Origin of the sequence: Vibrio sp. L85 (assembly GCF_963871815.1) — a bacterium.
In the GTDB taxonomy this organism is placed as follows: domain Bacteria; phylum Pseudomonadota; class Gammaproteobacteria; order Enterobacterales; family Vibrionaceae; genus Vibrio; species Vibrio harveyi.
The window spans coordinates 62,165-82,629 of the sequence record NZ_CAWMYL010000193.1 but is presented as its reverse complement, the minus strand read 5'-3'; the positions used below and the strand labels follow the sequence as shown (position 1 = coordinate 82,629).

The following is a 20,465-nucleotide window of genomic DNA, read 5'->3' as shown; positions in this document are numbered from 1 at the left end:
TAAGGATTTTTGTAGGGATTTTGTAAGAATGTTTTAATTTTTATCTGCTCACCATGCTAGCAACGGGGCGGGGAGAAAACAGGGATATAGTTCAAAAATTATCCATGATTTCAATGTGGTTTTAGGTAACCCGTCACATATTGGTGCGAATAGTTTATCGTGGGCGCAAACCTTTGCGCTAGGGCAAAAGAATTATTAATTATTTAAAATTAAGCGGTTGCTTTATTACGTGGAAAGCCAAGTTATACGAGGGTTTGATCACAAAAAGGCCAGCGTTGCGCTGGCCTTTTGAAGGGTAAATTACATGCTTGTTAAGCTATGAAAATTAATGCACGGTTTTATTGTCTGAAGTTGCCTGCGTATACAGTTCGGTAATTTCAGATTCGTCGAACGTGTATGACGTGCCGCAGTAATCGCAATGTAAAGAAATTGATCCTTCTTCGGCTAAAATGTCATAAATTTCAGTTTTATCAACAGTGATGATCGCTGCACCGCTACGCTCACGAGAACAACCACAGTGGAATTCCACCGGTTGCGGTTCGTATAGGCGAACAGAATCTTGGTTGTATAGACGGTAAAGCAGTTCATTTGCAGGTAGTGTGAACAGCTCTTCGTTTTTCACTGTCGCAGTCAGTTGCTCTAGGTGCTCAAAGTCTTCAGGTGTACCTGTACCATCTGGCATTACCTGAATCATCATACCTGCTGCGTGCTTTTTGCCTTCATGTTCACCAGTGCGGATCCAAAGACGTGTTTTTAGCTGTTCTGAGTTTGCGAAGTAACCTTCGATAACGTCAGCTAGCGTTTCACCTTCTAGACCAACCACGCCTTGGTAGCGTTCGCCTTTTTTAGGTTCGATGGTGATCACCAGGTAGCCTTTACCCATCATGTCGTGCAGGCTTGCGTCTTCAGCAATGTCGCCTTCCCAACGTGCAACGCCGCGGATCTTCTGATCGTGGTCGCCGTTAATGACAGCTAGTGATACAGGACCATCACCTTGTAGTTGGATGGTGATTGAGCCTTCGAACTTCAAAGTTGCAGTTAAAAGAGTGGTTGAAACGAGTAGCTCACCCAACAGTTTTTGCAGTGCTGCCGGATATTCCTTGCTGGAGATAATACGTTGGTATGCTTCATCCAATTGAACCAACTCGCCACGTACTGAAAGATCTTCGAATAGGTAGCGGTTTAAAACATTATTTGCCATGGAGTGCTTTCCTCGTCGGTAATTCCGGCTTTTATTGGTGTTGGAACTTGATGATGTCGCGGCGCTGCTTCTTATCTGGGCGGCGTTCCGGACTTGGGTTGTGGGCGTTGAGTTTGCGCTGCATCGCATGCTCTTCACGTTGGCTGATGCTTGATTCAGTCTCGCGATATAGCGTTTGAGCGATAGGTGCGCCTCGGCGTTGATCAGAGATTTTCTCGATGATCACCGTCTTCTCTTCGTTACCTTGACGAAGGCGAATCTCAGCACCCAATTCAACGATTTTGCTTGGTTTGCTTCGTTGCCCATTATAGTGGACTTTACCGCCATCGACCATATTACGAGCGATAGAGCGGGTTTTATAGAATCTGGCAGCCCACAGCCATTTATCTAGCCTTACGGCTTCATTTACGGAACTCATAGAACTCTGTGCAATCTAATCACTGCATTAATGGCGCAGTGACTGGTGGATTATTCACCTACAGATGGTGCCAAGGCTGTTTTTTTTCAAGGGAGTTGGCAAAAACGGCATAAGAAAAAGGTATGAAAAGGAACTTGTGATATAGTTCACTGCTCTTTGTTGAGTAGTAATTTTATTGCAATTTTAGCAAGATAGGGTCGACATTCTTTGACTTATACTTAAGGTCGACGGACGTAAGAATAAAGGAATCAATTCAGTGAAGCGTTTAGAGCTAAGTGCAGGATTAGCAAGCAGCCCGCTACTGGCTCAGATTAAGTCCAACAATCACACCATTCAAGCGAAACTTAGTGTGCTTCTTACTTGTCTATTTATAGCAATGACGGGTTGGATACTTGGCAAAGTGGTGTGGCTAGCAATGCCTCAAACTTCTGATGTGGCTCAATGGAAGCCGTCAGCAAGTGCTGTTGCGTCAACGAGTAAAAAAGACGCGATTGATTTTAACGCCCTCCAAAATGCCAATTTGTTCGGGAAGTACACTGAGCAAAAGCCGGTCGTAATAGAACAACCTGTAGTGCAAGATGCGCCTAAAACCCGCTTAAACCTAACACTTGTTGGTGCAGTTGCGAGCAGCAACGCAAAAACGAGTTTGGCGGTTATTGCCAATCGAGGTAAGCAAGCGACATATGGTATTGGCGAAGAAATTGACGGCACACGAGCAGAATTAAAAGCGGTATTGGTCGATCGCGTGATCATTGACAACCAAGGTCGAGACGAAACCTTGATGCTACAAGGCATCGAGTACAGCAAACTGTCTGAAAGTCGACCGGTTAATCAACCCAAAGCTCAAAAAGCAAATAACTCATCCGCAGTGAGTGAAAAGGTTGATCAAATCCGCGCGGAAATTGCTAAAGATCCGCAAAGCGTATTCAAGTACATCAACATTTCTCCGGTTAAGAAAGACGGAGGGATTGTCGGCTATCGCGTTTCACCAGGACGTGATGCGGCACTGTTTAATGATGTCGGTCTAAAAGCTGGTGATATTGCGGTGCAATTAAACGGGATCGATTTAAGTGATCCATCATCTTCAGTAGAACTGATGCAAGTGATGAACGATCCGCAAGAATTGAATTTGACTGTTGAGCGTGATGGCCAACAGTACGACATCTATATCCAATTGTAATACTTAGGCAACCAGCGTAAGTTCAGGGAGACATACGTGAAACATTGGTTTAGCAAAAGTGCTTGGTTACTAGCAGGTACACTACTCTGCGCACCGGGTGCGATGGCGAACGAGTTTAGTGCTAGCTTCAAAGGCACAGACATTCAAGAATTCATCAACATTGTTGGTCGTAACCTAGAGAAGACCATCATCGTTGACCCATCGGTACGCGGCAAAATCGACGTACGCAGCTACGACGTTCTTAACGAAAAGCAATACTATAGCTTCTTCCTTAACGTTCTTGAGGTGTATGGCTATGCTGTTGTGGAAATGGACAACGGTGTACTGAAAGTCATCAAGGCGAAAGATTCAAAAACCTCTGCGATTCCAGTTTTGGGCGATGACAGTGCGCAAGGCGACAGTGTGATTACACGTGTGGTAGCAGTGCGTAACGTATCGGTTCGTGAATTATCGCCGCTACTGCGTCAACTTATCGATAATGCGGGCGCGGGTAACGTCGTGCACTATGACCCTGCTAACATCATTTTGATCACAGGTCGTGCTGCGGTGGTTAACCGCCTTGCTGAAATCATCAAGCGTGTTGACCAAGCGGGTGACAAAGAGATCGAAGTGGTTGAGCTGCGTAATGCATCTGCTTCTGAAATGGTTCGTATCGTTGATGCCCTGAACAAAACGACGAACCAAAAAAGCACACCTGAATTCCTAGAACCAAAAATCGTAGCGGATGAGCGTACCAACTCAATCCTGATTTCTGGTGACCCAAAAGTACGTGCTCGTCTGAAGCGTTTGATTCGTCAGCTTGATGTCGAAATGGCGACTAAAGGTAACAACCGCGTGGTGTACCTCAAGTACGCTAAAGCAGAAGACCTAGTTGATGTACTAAAAGGTGTCTCTGACAACCTACAGGCTGAGAAGCAAGCAGGTCAAAAAGGTGGTTCATCTTCTGCAAAACGTGGTGAAGTGGTGATTGCAGCTCATGAGGCAACTAACTCGCTCGTACTGACGGCTCCGCCAGATATCATGATGGCACTGCAGGACGTGATTTCTCAGTTGGATATCCGTCGTGCGCAAGTATTGATTGAAGCGCTAATCGTTGAAATGTCGGAAGGTGATGGTATTAACCTTGGCGTTCAATGGGGCTCGTTGGAAACGGGTGCAGTTATCCAATACGGCAACACTGGTGCACCGATTGGTCAGGTGATGGTTGGTCTGGAAGAAGCGAAAGATACGACTGAAAAGAAACCGATTCGTGACTCAAATACTGGTGCGATTAAGTACTACGAAGAAACGACAGTGAAAGGTGACTATTCGACCCTAGCATCCGCTCTTGGTGGTGTTAATGGTGCGGCAATGAGCATCATGATGGGTGACTGGACTGCACTGATTACGGCAGTGTCATCGGACTCAAACTCAAACATTCTGTCCTCTCCAAGCATTACTGTAATGGATAACGGTGAAGCGTCATTCATTGTTGGTGAGGAAGTGCCGGTAATTACTGGTTCTACTGCAGGCTCAAACAATGACAACCCATTCCAAACGGTCGATCGTAAGGAAGTGGGTATCAAACTGAAAGTGGTTCCTCAGATCAACGAAGGTGACTCTGTTCAACTGAACATTGAACAAGAAGTTTCTAACGTGCTAGGTGCAAATGGTGCTGTCGACGTGCGTTTTGCTAAGCGCCAATTGAACACTTCAGTAATGATTCAAGACGGTCAAATGCTGGTTCTTGGTGGCCTAGTTGATGAGCGTGCACTTGAAAGTGAATCTAAAGTGCCGCTGCTGGGCGATATTCCAGTGCTTGGTCATCTGTTTAAATCAACCAGCACACAAACTGAGAAGCGTAACTTGATGGTGTTCATCAAGCCGACCATTATCCGTGATGGTATGACGGCTGATGGTATTACGCAGCGTAAGTACAACTTCATCCGTGCTGAGCAGCTATACAAAGCACAAGAAGGTTTGAAACTGATGGATGATTCAAACATTCCAGTGATGCCTGAATTTGGTCAGGAACGTAAGCACCCTGCTGAAATCCAAGCCTTCATCGATCAGATGGTAAAGAATAATGGTTGATATGTTAGACACTGCGCCAAGTATGCGCCGTCTGCCATTCAGTTTTGCCAACCGCTTTAAACTGGTATTGGAGACGGAGCACCCTGAGCGCCCTCCAATTCTGTATTACGTAGAGCCGCTCAATCCTGCGGCTCTCGTTGAAGTACGCCGAGTTCTAAAACAAAACTTTATCCCTCAAGCGATGGATAAAGAAGCGTTCGACAAAAAGCTCACTGAAGCTTATCAGCGAGACTCTTCTGAAGCTCGTCAGTTGATGGAAGACATTGGTGCAGACAGTGATGACTTCTTCTCTTTAGCGGAAGAATTGCCGCACGATGAAGACTTGTTGGAGTCTGAAGATGATGCACCAATCATCAAATTGATTAACGCCATGCTTGGTGAAGCGATCAAAGAAGGGGCGTCGGATATCCATATCGAGACGTTTGAGAAAACCCTTTCGATTCGTTTCCGTGTTGATGGTGTATTGCGTGAAGTCTTAACCCCAAGCCGCAAGCTCGCTCCTTTGCTGGTTTCTCGTGTGAAGGTAATGGCGAAGCTTGATATTGCAGAAAAACGCGTACCTCAAGATGGTCGTATTTCGCTGCGTATTGGTGGTCGTGCAGTAGACGTGCGTGTGTCGACCATGCCTTCATCACATGGTGAACGTGTCGTAATGCGTCTGTTGGATAAGAACGCGACTCGTCTTGATTTGCATAGTTTGGGTATGACGCCGTCTGTGCATGACAACTTCCGTCATTTGATTGGTCGTCCTCATGGCATCATATTGGTGACCGGTCCGACAGGTTCGGGTAAGTCGACCACCTTGTATGCTGGCTTACAAGAGATCAACAGCAACGAGCGCAATATTCTTACCGTTGAAGACCCGATTGAATTTGATATCGATGGCATCGGTCAAACGCAAGTGAACCCGAAGGTCGACATGACGTTTGCGCGTGGTTTGCGTGCGATTCTTCGTCAAGACCCAGACGTCGTGATGGTCGGTGAGATCCGTGACTTAGAAACCGCACAGATTGCTGTACAAGCGTCTTTGACTGGTCACTTAGTAATGTCAACGCTACACACCAATACCGCAGTTGGCGCAATCACGCGTCTGCGCGATATGGGTATCGAACCATTCCTGATTTCTTCTTCGCTATTGGGCGTGCTAGCTCAGCGCCTAGTTCGTACACTTTGTTCTGACTGTAAAGAACCATACGAAGCGGATAAAGAACAGAAGAAGCTGTTTGGTTTAGAAGAACACGAATCATTGACTTTGCATCGTGCTAAAGGTTGTGAAGTGTGTAACCAGAAAGGTTACCGTGGACGTACTGGTATTCATGAACTGCTGATGGTGGATGAGAAGGTTCAAGAGCTGATCCACAGTGAAGCGGGTGAGCAAGAAATTGAAAAAGCCGTACGTGCACACACACCAAGCATTCGTAGTGATGGTTTAAGTAAGGTCCACCGTGGTATCACTTCTCTTGAAGAAGTCATGCGAGTGACCAAGGAAGCGTAATGGCAGCATTTGAATACAAAGCGCTGGATGCGAAAGGCAAACAAAAGAAAGGCACTATTGAAGGGGATAACGCCCGTCAGGTGCGCCAACGCCTAAAAGAGCAGGGCATGATCCCTGTTGAGGTGATGGAAGCCAAAGCGAAAGCCGCTAAGTCTTCAGGTGGTTCGGTTGGCTTCAAGCGTGGTATCAAAACCGCAGAACTTGCCTTGATTACGCGTCAGCTATCAACGCTTGTACAATCTGGTATGCCATTGGAAGAGTGTTTAAAAGCTGTTTCTGAGCAAGCTGAAAAGCCGCGTATTCGTTCGATGATCGCAGCAGTGCGCTCAAAAGTGACGGAGGGTTATCCGCTGGCAGACAGTTTGGGTGATTACCCACATGTGTTTGATGAGCTATTCCGTTCTATGGTGGCTGCTGGTGAAAAATCTGGCCACTTAGATGCGGTACTGGAGCGATTAGCGGAATACGTAGAAAACCGCCAGAAGATGCGTAATAAACTGCTTCAAGCCATGATTTACCCTGTGGTACTTGTGGTGTTTGCGGTGGGGATCGTGTCGTTACTGCTTTCTTCTGTGGTGCCGAAAATCATCGAACCAATCATTCAAATGGGGCAAGAGCTACCACAGTCGACGCAAGTATTGTTGTCAGCCAGTGAATTTGTCCAAGAATGGGGTTTAATCATCTTTGTTGTGTTGGTGGTGTTTTTCTATGGCTTGAAGCTCGCACTGCAAAGACCCAATTTCCGTTTAGCATGGGACAGAAAAATCCTCAGTCTGCCTTTGCTAGGCAAAATCTCTCGAGGTCTTAATACGTCTCGATTTGCGCGCACGTTATCGATTTGTACTTCAAGTGCGATTCCTATTCTTGAAGGTATGCGCGTCGCGGTGGACGTTATGTCAAACCGATACGTGAAACAACAGGTCTTAGTGGCGGCTGACAACGTACGTGAAGGTGCAAGTCTGCGCAAAGCGTTGGATCAAACTCGCTTGTTTCCACCAATGATGCTGCACATGATTTCTAGTGGTGAGCAGAGTGGTGAACTAGAGAGCATGCTAACCCGTGCGGCTGACAACCAAGACCAAAACTTTGAATCTACAGTGAATATCGCTTTGGGGATTTTCACTCCAGTGTTAATTGCACTGATGGCTGGTCTCGTTCTTTTCATCGTAATGGCGACATTGATGCCAATGTTGGAAATGAATAACTTGATGAGCGGATAAAATTCGAGTTAAGTCGTGTCTATTGATGGCACGGCTTGAATCTAACTTTCGGAGAAAATAATGAAATTTAAGCGCAGTAAGCAACAAGGCTTCACTCTATTAGAAGTAATGGTTGTTGTTGTTATTCTAGGTATTTTGGCGAGTGTTGTTGTTCCTAATCTACTAGGTAACAAAGAAAAAGCAGACCAACAAAAGGCGATCACAGACATCGTGGCATTGGAAAACGCGTTGGACATGTACAAGCTGGATAACAGCGTTTACCCAACGACAGACCAAGGTCTAGATGCATTGGTGAATAAGCCTTCTAACCCAGAGCCGCGTAACTACCGTGACGGTGGTTACATCAAGCGTCTACCATCTGATCCATGGGGCAACGAGTACCAGTACCTAAGCCCTGGTGACAATGGCACGATTGATATCTTTACTCTAGGCGCTGATGGTCAAGAAGGCGGCGAAGGTCCGGCTGCAGATATCGGCAACTGGAACATGCAAGATTTCCAATAAGCCCTCGCTTAAACCAGCACTAATGAAAAAAATGCAAAAACACCTCGGTTTTACATTGATAGAAATTCTATTGGTGCTGGTTTTGTTATCCCTTACCGCTGTCGCGGTGATCGCAACTTTGCCTACCAGTCAAAAAGACCTTTCCAAACAATACGCGCACAGTTTTTTTCAGCGCTTACAACTGCTTAATGAAGAAGCAGTACTAAGTGGCAAAGATTTTGGTTTGCGTGTTGATGACGTTAAATCTACCTACACTTTGTTGAGCTTGACCCAAGATGGCTGGCAACCACTGGAATTAAAGCAGATCCCAAGTGAAACCAAGCTTGAGGGGGATATTTCTCTGCAGTTGGATTTAGGTGGTGGTGCGTGGGATAAAGACGATCGACTGTTCGAACCTGGCTCCTTGTTTGATGAAGACATGTTTGCCGAGGAAGAGGACAAAAAGAAAAAGAAAGTGAAGCCACCTCAAGTGTTCATTTTCTCTAGTGCAGAGATTACGCCTTTCACCCTGTCATTCTTCCCTGAAGAGGGAGATGCATTTAACGATGGCTGGCGGATCATTGGTAAAGAGACTGGCGAGATAGAGTTATTAGCGCCAGGAGAAGAAGCAGAAGACGATGACAATACGACATTCTAAGCCAAATCGTATTGGCACATCGCACTGCAATACTCGAGGTATGACATTACTTGAGGTGTTAGTCGCACTTGCGATTTTTGCCACAGCCGCGATCAGTGTGATCCGCTCTGTGAGCCAACACATCAATACGGTCAGTTATTTAGAAGAAAAAATGTTTGCAGCTATGGTTGTGGATAACCAAATGGCGAATGTGATGCTCTCAACGGAAAAGCTTAAAGCAAAGAACGGTACTGAAGAGCTAGCAGGGCGCACTTGGTATTGGAAAATCACACCCGTTGCCACCACGCAGCCATTGCTGAAAGCATTTGATGTCAGTGTCGCGACTGAGAAAAACGCGAGCCCAGTGGTTACGGTGAGAAGTTATGTTGCGCAGTAAGATTCAACGTATCAACAAATACCGCAAACGCAATCAACGTGGTTTTACTTTGATTGAAGTACTGGTGTCGATTGCCATTTTTGCCAGCATGAGTGTTGCTGCTTACCAAGTCGTGTCACAAGTGCAGCGCAGCAATGTGTTGTCCCAAGAGCGTACTCAGCGCCTTAATGAGCTGCAACGTGCGATGGTGATGATGGATAACGATTTTCGCCAAATGGCAATGCGTCAGATGCGTACCAATGGCGAAGAACCATCAAAGCAACTACTGTTTTGGTCAGATTATCTGCTTGATTCAGATGCAAAAGGCGTGATGTTTGCTCGTCTAGGTTGGCACAACCCACAACAGCAATTTCCACGTGGTGAAGTCACGAAAGTGGGCTATCGCATTAAAGATGAAGTGCTGCAACGTGTGTGGTGGCGATACCCAGATACGCCAACAGGGCAAGAAGGGATCGTGACGCCTTTACTCACTCAGGTCGAAGAATTCGATATGCGCTTTTATGATGGAAAGTCATGGAAGAAAGAATGGGCAAGTAGCAGTGAGTTACCTAAAGCGGTATCGGTTATTTTGAAGCTAAAAGACTATGGTGAGATCACTCGCACCTATCTGACGCCGGATGGAAAACTTGCGTCAAGTAGCCAAGATAACTCTGGCGGTAGCAACTCGTCTGGAGGTAATAATGGCTAGTCGTCAACGTGGGGTCGCGCTCCTTATCGTTTTGATGCTACTTGCCATCATGACGACAGTCGCCGCAAGTATGTCAGAGCGACTGTTTTTGCAGTTTCAACGCGCCTCAAACCAGATTAATTATCAGCAGGCGTATTGGTACAGCTTAGGGGTAGAGGCTCTAGCCGAAATTGGTATTGAGCAAAGTTACAAAGACAGCGATACCATTAATTTAAGTCAGCCGTGGGCGATCAAAGAGCAGGTTTATCCGCTCGACTATGGTCAAGCCGCTGGTCGTATTATCGATAAACAGGCGTGCTTTAACTTGAACGTATTGGCAAGTGTCCAACCTAATGGCGCGCAAGCAACTCGTCCATACTTAGTGCAAGTCTTTCAACGTTTGATGGAAGAAATGGACGTTGAACCTTACCAAGCTGAAGTGATTGCCGATTCAACATGGGAATATGTTGATAGTGATAGCACAGTGCGTTCTACGACAGGTGTGGAAGACAGCACCTATGAAGCGATGAAACCCCAATACTTGCCACCAAATGGTTGGATGGCGGATGCGAGTGAGTTACGCGCGGTTTACCAAGTGAGTGGCGATATCTATCAGAAGATAGCCCCAATGGTTTGTGCGCTCCCAAGCGATGATTGGCGTTTGAACGTAAACACAATTGACGTTGAACAAGCACCGATCTTAGTTGCGATGTTTACGCCCGGCTTGAGTAGCAGCGATGCGGTGCAACTGATAGAAAAGCGTCCTTTTGATGGTTGGGATAGCGTTGATGAATTTTTAGCTGAGTCGGAATTAGCTGGCTTAAGTGGTGATGTAAAGAAAAATGCCAAAGGTTATTTGGGAGTAGACAGTTCCTTCTTTGAACTGGATGCACAGGTGTTGGTGGATGAATCCCGAGTGCGTATTCGAAGCCTTTTGCAAAGTACAAATAGAGAAACGGTGACTGTCGTTCGCCGTCGTTTTGGAGGAATCAGTGAGCGAGTTTCTGACCGTTCGGCTGAGTAGCGAACAACAAAGTACCATTCCATGGTTGGTGTGGTCGACACAACAGCAAGAAGTGATTGCCAGTGGTGAAATTGCCGGATGGGAACATCTGGACGAACTGGTAGCCTACGCTGATCAGCGACAAGTTGTTGCGCTGTTAGCCAGTAATGATGTTGTGTTAACAGAAGTAGATATCCCACCAGGCGCATCGCGTCAGTTTGACAGCATGCTGCCATATCTGGTGGAAGACGAAGTCGCGCAAGACGTGGACAACCTGCATTTCACAGTATTAAACAAGCAAGCAGAAACAGCACAAGTGTGTGCAGTGGAGCGAGCTTGGATTCAGACCATTTTGCAGCGTTTCTCCAGCCAAGGTCTTGTGATCAAGCGTATGTTGCCTGATGTTTTGGCAATGCCTGCGAATGATGAAAACAGTTCGGCTGCAATGCTAGGCGAGCAATGGTTAATTCGTCATTCTGACACTCAAGGTGCTGTGGTGGATGCATCCTGGCTTGATCTGTATTTATCCGCTTACCTTCAAAGTCATGAAGGTTGGAAGCTTGATTGCTACAGCTCTGTACCAGAATCAACGGTGCCAGATATCTGGGTAGCAAAACCAGAAGAAATGACCATGGCACTGCTGGCGAAAGGGGTTGCAGAGAGCAAAATCAATCTCCTTACTGGCGCTTTTAAACCGAAATCCTCGTGGGGCAAGTACGTTAAGGTATGGCAGAAAACGGCGATTGCCGCTGGTGTGTTGTTGGTAGTACTTGTTGGTCAACAATTGTTGATGGTTCATAAATACGAAGCGCAAGCACAAGCGTATCGCGAAGAAAGTGAACGTATTTTCCGTCAAATATTCCCGAATAAGCGTCGTATTCCGACAGTCAGCTACTTGAAGCGTCAAATGACCGATGAAGAACGCCGTTTATCTGGTGGATCGAGTGATGTGGCGATGCTGTCTTGGATCGCGGCACTGCCAACGACTCTGGGACAGGTGAATGATCTGCAAATCACCAGCTTTAAATATGACGGTCAACGTGGCGAAGTTCGTATTCAAGCGAGCAGCTCTGACTTCCAGCCATTTGAACAAGCACGTGTGAAACTGGCGGAGAAGTTTAACGTCGAACAAGGTCAACTGAACCGCAACGGCAACGTTGTGATGGGCAGTTTTGTGTTGAAGCGTCAGTGAGGTGATGATGAAGAATTTAATCGCACAAGCTCAAGCTTGGTGGAGCAGCATCTCGCAACGTGAGCAACGTCTGGTGATGGGCGGTAGCATTATTGCTGTCCTTGGCATCATTTACTGGGGCCTTTTACAGCCAATGAATCAACGAGCTGAATTAGCTCAGTCTCGAATTCAAAGTGAGAAACAACTGCTAACTTGGGTACAAGATAAAGCCGATGATATTACCGCACTACGTAAAAGTGGCGGTGTTAGCTTTTCCAATCAACCATTGAACCAAGTGGTGTCTTCATCTGCGCGCCGCTACAAAGTTGAACTGATCCGTGTACAACCGCGTAATGATAGCGTTCAGGTGTGGATTAAGCCTCTGGCATTCAATCAGATGGTGGATTGGTTGCGTTATCTAAAAGAACAACAAGGGATTGAGGTGGAATTCCTAGACATCGACCGCACTGAGCAAGCTGGTATGATCGACGTAAACCGCCTGCAATTTAAGCGAGGTTAAGGTGAAAAAAGCTGTTCTTTACGTTGTTATTTTTATTGCCTTTTTCTCGACTAGTTTAATTGCTGGTTTGCCAATCTCTTGGGTACTACAACAAGTGCCTATGGTGCGAGGTTTAGATATTCAAGGTGCGCAAGGCACGGTTTGGCAAGGTAGCGCATCCAATGTGCGTTGGCAGCGTCAAAACCTGGGAGAATTGAACTGGGACTTCCAACTGTCGGGGCTATTTACCGGTAAAGCCGAGTTTGCGGTACGTTTTGGTCGCGGTAGCGATATGGACGTTCGTGGACGAGGTTTGGTTGGCTACAGCCTTACCAGTGGTCCGTATGCTGAAAACTTAGTCGCATCTATTCCTGCGGCAAAAGTGGTTGAACAGGCACGCCTTCCAGTTCCTGTTGGGGTGGAAGGGCAACTTGAACTGAACATCCGCCATGCGACATACGCAGCACCTTGGTGTAAGACTGCGGAAGGCACGTTAGTTTGGAGTGCGAGTGGTATTCAAAGCCCGCTAGGTAGCCTTGAACTTGGGCCTGTCATTGCCGATTTAAACTGCAAAGATAGCGTATTATCAGCGTCTGGCGAACAGAAGAGTCAACAAGTATCAGCGGCGTTTTCCGCTGAGCTCATGCCAAATCAGCGTTACTCAACGAAAGCTTGGTTTAAACCAGGAGCGGAGTTCCCATCGGGTATGAGCGACCAACTAAAATGGCTGGGTAATCCTAACTCGCAAGGTCAATACGAGTTTGATTACAAAGGGCGTTTCTAGCCAAATCTGTCATTCAGAACATTATCAAAGAGCTGCCAGTGTGCAGCTCTTTTTGCTTTTGGATCATGGTAGGCTAAACCCTCTATTTGCTGTACGAAAACTTAGTTGGTTATTAGTTTTATCTTTAACCTTATGATTTTTATGTGAATAATGCGGCTTTGTGCAGGTTGGTAAGCATTTGGATCATAGTAGACCAAATACTCCTAACGCTGTACAAAAGGCAAAAAGAAAGGCCACGAAGTGAATTCGTGACCTTCTTTCTCATTGATATAGTCAGGTTGAGTGGCGATCAATCTTTGTGTTGTAGAATCTCATTCCAAGGCAAATCAGCATCGCCAAGTACGATAAAGTTTGGGTTCTCCAACGTCTCGCGCTCATTGTAAGATAGCGGTTCAAGTTGCGTACTGAGAATTCGTCCGCCCGCTTCTTCTACAATGCATTGTGTAGCAGCGGTATCCCACTCGCCAGTTGGACCTAGACGTAAATAGCAGTCCACTGCACCTTCAGCAACAAGGCACGCTTTGAGTGCGGCAGAGCCAAGTGGAATCAAATCGTAATTCCAAGCGCTACTCATGCGACTCGTGATGCGGTTAATGTCTTGACGACGGCTGATCGCGATAGCAATGTTTTGTCCAGGTTGCTCATGTTTATGAGTGTGGATTTTTACACTTTCAGACATGTCTGGAATCTTCCACGCGCCCTTACCGTTGTATGCATAATACGTAACACCAGAAACCGGACCGTAGACTACGCCCATGGTGGGTTTGTTGTTGTCGATAAGCGCAATAATGGTTGCAAAGTCGCCGCTGCGTGCGATGAACTCTTGTGTGCCATCAAGTGGGTCGACTAACCAGTAGCGTTCCCATTGTGCACGCTGCTCTAAGCTAATATCTGCAGCTTCTTCAGAAAGCACCGGGATATCTGGCGTCAACTCACTTAAACGCTCGGTGATCAGCTTGTGCGCCGCGATATCTGCGCTGGTGACTGGGGTCTCGTCACTTTTAGTGTATGCTTCGTACTGCTTTTTCTCGTATATATCGAGAATCAATTGTCCTGCGCTGCGAGCAATTTCGATGACTTGCGGAAGCAGGTGAGATAAATCTTTTGTCATTGGCATAAGTAATGGTCCTTTCTCACTATTATGGTCCAGCTCTTCGGCTGTGATTAATTTTGTTTGTGAGTGGTGTTTTGTAAGTGTTTCAGTGCCAACATCAACGCTGTGATGCTTCGTGCTTCACAAAAATCTAAGTGCGTTAATAGTTCTTCCGCTTGCGCTAATGGCCAGCGAACGATTTCTAATGGTTCTGGCTCATCACCTTCTTGTTTCTCTGGGTATAGGTTTTGTCCCAAGAACAGCGTCATTTTGCTCGAGAAGTAAGAAGGCGCAAGGATCACTTGTTTTAAGGGTGTTAGCTCATGAGAACCAAAACCAATTTCTTCTTTTAACTCTCGATCTGCTGCTTCTATCGGTGTTTCTCCAGGGTCGATAAGACCTTTCGGAAAGCCGAGTTCGTAGCGTTCTGTGCCCGCTGCGTATTCACGTACTAGCAGTAAGTCACCTTGCTCAGTGATAGGCACTACCATCACGGCATCGCGACCACTTGGTTTCATGCGCTCGTAAGTACGCAGTTCACCATTAGAGAAGCGAAGGTCGAGGGCTTCCACTGCAAACAGCTTAGATTGTGCGACCGTCTGACAAGAGAGTATCTCTGGTGGGGTCCTTTTCGACATAGCGCTGGCTCCTTAGTGTCGTTTACTCAGCGAAAGAAATGAGATTTCTTAATATATGAGAAGAAAGCTCGAGTTTCTAGCGTGATGATTCAGCTTAACTCAATTGAAAACAAAAATGGGAGGCAAACGCCTCCCATTTCTCGTCGATATGCATCGCTAACAAGCCATGAACGACTTAGTAGTAAGAGTGATCACCACGATCGTGCTCTGTTGCATCGCGAACTGCCGTCAGTTCACCAACGAATTGGTTTAGAAGTTCTTTTTCAATGCCTTCTTTTAGCGTTACATCGACCATTGAACAGCCGTTACAACCGCCGCCGAATGCAACGATTGCGATGCCATCGTCTGTGATTTCAACTAGATTTACGTGACCACCGTGACCTGCAAGTTGTGGGTTCACTTGAGTTTGGATTACGTACTCAACACGTTCTACAAGTGGAGCGTCGTCCGCCACTTTACGCATTTTTGCGTTTGGCGCTTTTAGTGTTAGCTGAGAACCCATTTTGTCTGTCACAAAGTCGATTTCAGCGTCTTCTAGAAACGGTAGGCTTAGCTCGTCAACGTAAGCTGAAAAACCGCTGTAAGGGATTTCAGTGTCAGTACCCTCAATGGCTTCTGGTGGGCAGTAAGACACGCCACACTCTGCGTTTTGTGTTCCTGGGTTCACGACGAAAATACGAATGTTTGTGCCTTCAGGCTGTTGACCTAAAAGGTTGGCGAAATGCGTTTGCGCAGTTTCTGTAATAGTAATATTTGACACGACGAATACCTGAGTAATTTTGTAGGCTATTGCTGCTATTCTACTCCTGTTGACGCCTCGGTCTAGTCTTTTTGATGCTAAGACATGGCGAAGCGATCTAGATTGAGCCGGGGGCAGGAGTTCTGCAGATGCAGTAAATATCGATGCTTTCTACGCCAACTTCAAGTAGTAAATGACATAATTGTCGGACCGTACTACCTGTTGTAACCACATCATCCACAATCGCGACGTGGGAAAAGTCCACCTCACCTTGTAGGGCAAATGCCCCTTGCAGGTTTTGCTCGCGACTGGCTTTTTTGTTTCCTCGCTGCGACTGAGCGCTTTTGACACGTTTAAATACCTTGCTTTCATATCGCACATCTAAATGGCGGGCGAGGTGTTTGGTTAAGATATGGCTCTGATTGAAGCCTCGTTTTATGTAGCGCTGCCAGTGAACGGGCACGCTGGTGATGACGGGGGCAGGCTGCTCAATTCGTTCTGCTAATAGTTGAGTAAGCGTACTCACCTGCCATGCCTCGCCGTGATCTTTAAAGCGCTGTACTTGTTGAGAGAGCGGAAAGTCATAGTCACCTAAGGTATACAAACGCCGCCATGGTGGTGGCTCTTTCAGGCATTCTCCGCACTCTGCGGAGGATTGTGATTCCTCTTCTGTCATTTTTAAACCACAACGTGAGCAGCGTTTGATTGGTGTGAGGTGGTCAAAACAGCTGTCACACCAACGCATTAGGTTGGGCGTTTGGCGGTGAGGTATGGGAAATCGGCATAATCCGCATTGGCTACTGAGTACGCGATGCATGATGTTTTGCCATTGATGAGATAACATACAATCCATCCAAGGTGAGCGAGCCATCAGACTAAAGCTTGGATTGCGTTGTAAGGAATAAGATAAGTGGGAGAGAACGAGAGCATGAGCACGAATTTACACTGGCAGTCATTTGGTCAAGGACCAGATTTGGTGTTGCTTCATGGTTGGGGTATGAATGGTGCGGTATGGCAGCAGACCGTCGAGTCTCTTCAACCTTATTTCCGAGTGCATGTGGTCGATCTTCCGGGGTACGGACACAGCGCAGAATCTCACGCTGAAGATTTAGCAAAAATCGCTGACCTTGTTTTGCAAGACGCACCAGAGAAAGCAGTTTGGCTTGGCTGGTCATTAGGTGGCTTGGTGGCAACCCACATTGCACTTAATGCTCCGCAGCGTGTGAGCAAATTAATCACGGTAGCAAGTTCACCAAAATTTGCTGCTGAGCGTCCTTGGCGTGGTATTCAACCTAACGTGTTAACCGCATTCACCGATCAATTGCTGGAAGACTTCTCTGTCACTATTGAGCGTTTTATGGCGCTGCAAGCGATGGGCAGCCCGTCTGCGCGCAAAGACGTTAAACAACTCAAACAAGCGGTGCTATCGCGTCCGCAGCCGAACCCTGATTCGTTGTTGGTTGGTTTGAACATTCTTGCCGATGTGGATCTGCGCGATGCGCTGACTTCCCTTTCTATGCCGATGCTGCGCCTTTATGGTCGACTTGATGGCTTAGTGCCAATCAAAGTGGCAAGTGACTTAAGCGAGCAGTTGCCAAGCACTCAGCAGTTTGTTTTCAATCAATCCTCTCATGCGCCGTTCATGACCGAACATGAAGCGTTTTGTCTCCAAGTGAGAGAATTTGCCGCTTAACGGTTAGGCCTGCACATCTAAACGAATAAAACTCCTAAAGCTGATTAAAAATTGGTCGATATAAGTTTTAGCGAACTCTTCTTGTGGGAGGAGTTTGCTGTATTGACGAGTTGGGCGACTCTGAGGAGGGTTCGCAATGATTGTGTCACCGGCTAACGTTAGCGTGCCACTGATCGCCCCATCCGTTAATGTGCAGACGGAACAAGCTGCTCGTGACAATAAAGTCCGAGAACCTGTGACGCCAACAGTCGCACTGGCGAAAACCAATGCGGAGCGCAAAGTAAAAAGTGATGAGAAACGGCGTCGCCAATCCTCGTGGGACCCATCGGAGCATCCTGACTACGAAGTGGAACCCGAGGTGGATACCTGTTATCACGAAGAACCGAAAGACACGCTAGAACGTCTTTTCGGTTTGCTAGCGCTCAAGAGTTACAGTGAAGATCAGGGTAAGGGCTACGCGATACGCTTTCGATTACCTAAGCGCATTTTGGATGCTGCGGTCAAAGAGGGATTGATGGAAAAGCGCAGGAAGGTGATTAAGTTTCATTATGGTCACTCGGTCGCGCCCCATACACCGTCAGAAGTGATAGCAGTATTATGACGACTCAATATCCTACTCAAATAAAAACGCTCCAAGCAGAATAACTGATTGGAGCGTTTTCTTTTTAGCTATGAAAACGAGTTAGCGGTGAAGCCTAGGCGAGATTACTTTTTCGCTTTAGCAAACGCTGCTGCAAAAGCACCGCCCATTGCGCTGTTAGATGACGAGTCATCACGGCGAGGCTGACGACGTTGCGGTTGGTCATTACGACGCGGTGCTGCTGATGAGCGTTGGCTGCGGTTGTCTTGACCCGGCTCGTCGTTCAAACGCATCGATAAACCAATACGCTTGCGCTGCACGTCCACTTCCATCACTTTTACTTTAACGATGTCGCCCGCCTTCACCACTTCACGTGGATCAGACACAAAGCGGTCTGTCAGTGCAGAGATATGTACGAGACCGTCTTGGTGAACGCCGATATCAACGAAGGCACCGAAGTTGGCTACGTTAGACACCACGCCTTCTAGAATCATGCCTGGTTCCAAATCAGATACCGAGTTTACGCCTTCTGCAAACGTCGCCGTTTTGAATTCTGGACGCGGGTCACGACCCGGCTTATCTAGCTCTTTGATGATGTCTGTAATGGTTGGCACACCGAAGTTATCGTCGGTGTAATCGACCGCATGCAGACCTTTTAGGAAGCTTGAATCACCAATCAGTGCTTTGATGTCTTTGTTGTTCTTCTCAGAGATCGCTTTTACCACTGGGTACGCTTCTGGGTGAACCGCAGACGCATCAAGAGGGTTCTTACCATCCATAATACGTAGGAAACCTGCACACTGCTCGAACGCCTTAGGACCCAAGCGAGGCACTTTCTTCAAGGTCGTACGTGCTTCGAAACGACCGTTTTCATCACGGAAGTCGACAATGTTCTGCGCGATGGTGCTCGACAAGCCCGCTACGCGCGTCAGTAGCGCTGCAGAAGCGGTATTCACGTCTACGCCGACCGCGTTTACACAGTCTTCCACAATCGCATCTAGGCGTTTTGCCAGCATAGATTGGCTAACATCATGCTGGTACTGACCCACGCCAATTGATTTAGGATCGATTTTCACTAGCTCAGCCAGTGGGTCTTGCAGGCGACGGGCAATCGACACCGCACCACGCAGAGACACGTCCATATTTGGGAATTCTTTTGCTGCAAGCTCAGACGCTGAGTAAACCGATGCTCCCGCTTCACTCACGATGATTTTCTGAACTTTCAAGTTGCCACGTTTGATGACGTCCGCGACAAAGCTGTCGGTTTCACGTGAAGCCGTGCCGTTGCCGATCGCAATTAAATCCACATTGTACTTGCGTACCAACTGATCAACGATTTGCGCTGATTTGTCGTATTGCTTTTGTGGTGGGTGAGGGTAGATGGTTTCGGTTGCAAGCACCTTACCAGTCGGATCGACAATAGCGATCTTCGAGCCTGTGCGCAGACCCGGATCGAGACCAAGTGTTGCGCGAGGACCTGCCGGTGCTGCCATCAACAAGTCTTTTAGGTTAGTGGCAAATACTTCAATCGCTTCGATTTCTGCGCGCTCTTTCATTGCGCCCATTAGCTCGGTTTCCATGTGCATCGATACTTTGATGCGCCATGCCCAGCTGATCACTTGCTTACGCCACGTATCCGCAGGTGCGCTGCTAAGTGTCACGCCGTAGTGGTCAGCGATAATCGTTTCGCAGTAAGACTGACGCGAGCCTTCTTCCTGTTCTGGATCGGCATTCATTGCCAATGTCAGGAAGCCTTCGTTACGACCACGTAGCATTGCCAGTGCGCGGTGCGATGGTACTTTGCTTAATGGTTCGTTGTGGTTGAAGTAATCTTTAAACTTCTCACCTTCTTGCTCTTTGCCTTCAACGACGCGAGCACCCATTTCCGCATTGCGGTTTAGGTGACCACGGATTTTCTCCAGTAGGTTTGCGTCTTCCGCGATGCGTTCCATGATGATTGCGCGAGCGCCATCCAGTGCGGCTTTGGTGTCTGCCACGCCTTTGTCTGCATCAAGGTATTTGCTTGCTTCGCTTTCTGGCTCAGTTTGCGGATGATTCCAAAGCTGGTCTGCAAGTGGCTCAAGACCCGCTTCAATCGCGATCTGACCTTTGGTGCGACGCTTTGGTTTGTAAGGTAAGTACAAGTCTTCAAGACGAGTTTTGCTGTCTGCCTGAGTGATCTCTTGTTCTAGCTCTGGTGTAAGTTTGCCTTGTTCTTGGATCGACTTCAGGATGGTTTGACGACGATCATCAAGCTCACGAAGGTAAGACAGACGGCTGTCTAGAGTACGCAGTTGGGTATCATCAAGTCCGCCTGTTACCTCTTTACGGTAACGTGCAATAAATGGGACCGTGTTACCGTCATCGATAAGGGTTACAGCAGCGTTGACTTGCTCAGGGCGAACATTCAGCTCTTGAGCAATCATGCGACAGATAGCTTGGCTCATCCGTGTATTCTCTTTAATTCTGTTTAGGTATTGGTTGTGTATAGAAC

Annotated in this window: 21 protein-coding genes; 14 read left to right on the top strand and 7 right to left on the bottom strand. The window is 47.2% G+C overall.

Annotation, left to right across the window (positions count from 1 at the left end):
* Positions 1–325 precede the first annotated feature (325 nt).
* A complete protein-coding gene (gene hslO / locus AACR11_RS20405; RefSeq protein WP_017817173.1) occupies positions 326–1,201 on the bottom strand; it encodes an Hsp33 family molecular chaperone HslO in 876 nt (291 codons plus the stop codon).
* 31 nt (positions 1,202–1,232) lie between these two features.
* Positions 1,233–1,619 carry a ribosome-associated heat shock protein Hsp15 gene (gene hslR, locus AACR11_RS20400; RefSeq protein WP_079325094.1) on the bottom strand — a complete coding sequence of 129 codons (387 nt, stop codon included), beginning with the start codon at positions 1,617–1,619 and terminating at the stop codon, positions 1,233–1,235.
* Positions 1,620–1,875: 256 nt separating this feature from the next.
* Between hslR and gspC the strand changes: the two genes are divergently transcribed.
* Genes gspC through AACR11_RS20340 form a run of 12 tightly spaced genes read left to right on the top strand, consistent with a single transcriptional unit; the run spans position 1,876 to position 13,228 of the window.
* Positions 1,876–2,799: a type II secretion system protein GspC gene (gspC, locus tag AACR11_RS20395; RefSeq protein ID WP_009701537.1), complete on the top strand. Its 924-nt coding sequence runs from the start codon at positions 1,876–1,878 to the stop codon at positions 2,797–2,799.
* 36 nt (positions 2,800–2,835) lie between these two features.
* Positions 2,836–4,872 carry a type II secretion system secretin GspD gene (gene gspD / locus AACR11_RS20390; RefSeq protein WP_009701536.1) on the top strand — a complete coding sequence of 679 codons (2,037 nt, stop codon included), beginning with the start codon at positions 2,836–2,838 and terminating at the stop codon, positions 4,870–4,872.
* The gene (gene gspE / locus AACR11_RS20385; RefSeq protein ID WP_005448500.1) at positions 4,865–6,367 is read left to right on the top strand and encodes a type II secretion system ATPase GspE; all 1,503 of its coding nucleotides are present in this window, start codon (positions 4,865–4,867) and stop codon (positions 6,365–6,367) included. Before gspD ends, gspE begins: the two co-directional genes overlap by 8 nt.
* Positions 6,367–7,587, top strand: a complete 1,221-nt coding sequence (gene gspF, locus AACR11_RS20380) for a type II secretion system inner membrane protein GspF (RefSeq protein ID WP_009698980.1) — start codon at positions 6,367–6,369, stop codon at positions 7,585–7,587. The genes gspE and gspF overlap by 1 nt, the downstream gene beginning before the upstream one ends.
* A gap of 60 nt (positions 7,588–7,647) precedes the next feature.
* Positions 7,648–8,091, top strand: coding sequence for a type II secretion system major pseudopilin GspG (gene gspG / locus AACR11_RS20375; protein WP_005434493.1), 444 nt, complete (start codon positions 7,648–7,650; stop codon positions 8,089–8,091).
* 31 nt (positions 8,092–8,122) lie between these two features.
* Positions 8,123–8,728, top strand: a complete 606-nt coding sequence (locus AACR11_RS20370; RefSeq protein ID WP_033001300.1) for a prepilin-type N-terminal cleavage/methylation domain-containing protein — start codon at positions 8,123–8,125, stop codon at positions 8,726–8,728.
* Positions 8,709–9,104, top strand: a complete 396-nt coding sequence (gspI, locus tag AACR11_RS20365; RefSeq protein WP_020480854.1) for a type II secretion system minor pseudopilin GspI — start codon at positions 8,709–8,711, stop codon at positions 9,102–9,104. Before AACR11_RS20370 ends, gspI begins: the two co-directional genes overlap by 20 nt.
* On the top strand, positions 9,091–9,792 hold the full coding sequence (gene gspJ / locus AACR11_RS20360) for a type II secretion system minor pseudopilin GspJ (RefSeq protein WP_029788956.1): 702 nt from the start codon (positions 9,091–9,093) through the stop codon (positions 9,790–9,792). The genes gspI and gspJ overlap by 14 nt, the downstream gene beginning before the upstream one ends.
* Positions 9,785–10,795, top strand: coding sequence for a type II secretion system minor pseudopilin GspK (gene gspK / locus AACR11_RS20355; RefSeq protein ID WP_005448494.1), 1,011 nt, complete (start codon positions 9,785–9,787; stop codon positions 10,793–10,795). The genes gspJ and gspK overlap by 8 nt, the downstream gene beginning before the upstream one ends.
* Positions 10,764–11,966, top strand: coding sequence for a type II secretion system protein GspL (gene gspL / locus AACR11_RS20350; RefSeq protein WP_029788955.1), 1,203 nt, complete (start codon positions 10,764–10,766; stop codon positions 11,964–11,966). The genes gspK and gspL overlap by 32 nt, the downstream gene beginning before the upstream one ends.
* Positions 11,967–11,973: 7 nt before the next feature.
* On the top strand, positions 11,974–12,465 hold the full coding sequence (locus AACR11_RS20345; RefSeq protein WP_005448492.1) for a type II secretion system protein M: 492 nt from the start codon (positions 11,974–11,976) through the stop codon (positions 12,463–12,465).
* 1 nt (position 12,466) lies between these two features.
* Positions 12,467–13,228, top strand: coding sequence for a type II secretion system protein N (locus tag AACR11_RS20340; protein ID WP_005448490.1), 762 nt, complete (start codon positions 12,467–12,469; stop codon positions 13,226–13,228).
* A gap of 289 nt (positions 13,229–13,517) precedes the next feature.
* Here the strand turns inward: AACR11_RS20340 and cysQ are convergent, their stop codons facing one another.
* From cysQ to AACR11_RS20320, 4 genes are all read right to left on the bottom strand, one after another.
* Complete coding sequence (cysQ, locus tag AACR11_RS20335) at positions 13,518–14,345, bottom strand: 3'(2'),5'-bisphosphate nucleotidase CysQ (RefSeq protein WP_005448488.1); 828 nt, start codon at positions 14,343–14,345, stop codon at positions 13,518–13,520.
* A 47-nt stretch (positions 14,346–14,392) separates the two neighbouring features.
* Positions 14,393–14,959 carry an ADP compounds hydrolase NudE gene (gene nudE / locus AACR11_RS20330; protein WP_009698975.1) on the bottom strand — a complete coding sequence of 189 codons (567 nt, stop codon included), beginning with the start codon at positions 14,957–14,959 and terminating at the stop codon, positions 14,393–14,395.
* A gap of 175 nt (positions 14,960–15,134) precedes the next feature.
* Positions 15,135–15,719: a Fe-S biogenesis protein NfuA gene (nfuA, locus tag AACR11_RS20325; RefSeq protein WP_005448480.1), complete on the bottom strand. Its 585-nt coding sequence runs from the start codon at positions 15,717–15,719 to the stop codon at positions 15,135–15,137.
* A gap of 97 nt (positions 15,720–15,816) precedes the next feature.
* On the bottom strand, positions 15,817–16,542 hold the full coding sequence (locus tag AACR11_RS20320; protein ID WP_029788954.1) for a ComF family protein: 726 nt from the start codon (positions 16,540–16,542) through the stop codon (positions 15,817–15,819).
* A gap of 84 nt (positions 16,543–16,626) precedes the next feature.
* Here AACR11_RS20320 and bioH point away from each other — a divergent pair, with 84 nt between their 5' ends.
* A complete protein-coding gene (gene bioH / locus AACR11_RS20315) occupies positions 16,627–17,391 on the top strand; it encodes a pimeloyl-ACP methyl ester esterase BioH (RefSeq protein WP_005448476.1) in 765 nt (254 codons plus the stop codon).
* A gap of 136 nt (positions 17,392–17,527) precedes the next feature.
* Positions 17,528–17,992 carry a hypothetical protein gene (locus AACR11_RS20310; protein WP_029788953.1) on the top strand — a complete coding sequence of 155 codons (465 nt, stop codon included), beginning with the start codon at positions 17,528–17,530 and terminating at the stop codon, positions 17,990–17,992.
* 104 nt (positions 17,993–18,096) lie between these two features.
* Here AACR11_RS20310 and AACR11_RS20305 read toward each other — a convergent pair whose 3' ends face one another.
* Complete coding sequence (locus tag AACR11_RS20305) at positions 18,097–20,418, bottom strand: Tex family protein (RefSeq protein ID WP_029788952.1); 2,322 nt, start codon at positions 20,416–20,418, stop codon at positions 18,097–18,099.
* Positions 20,419–20,465: the final 47 nt, after the last annotated feature.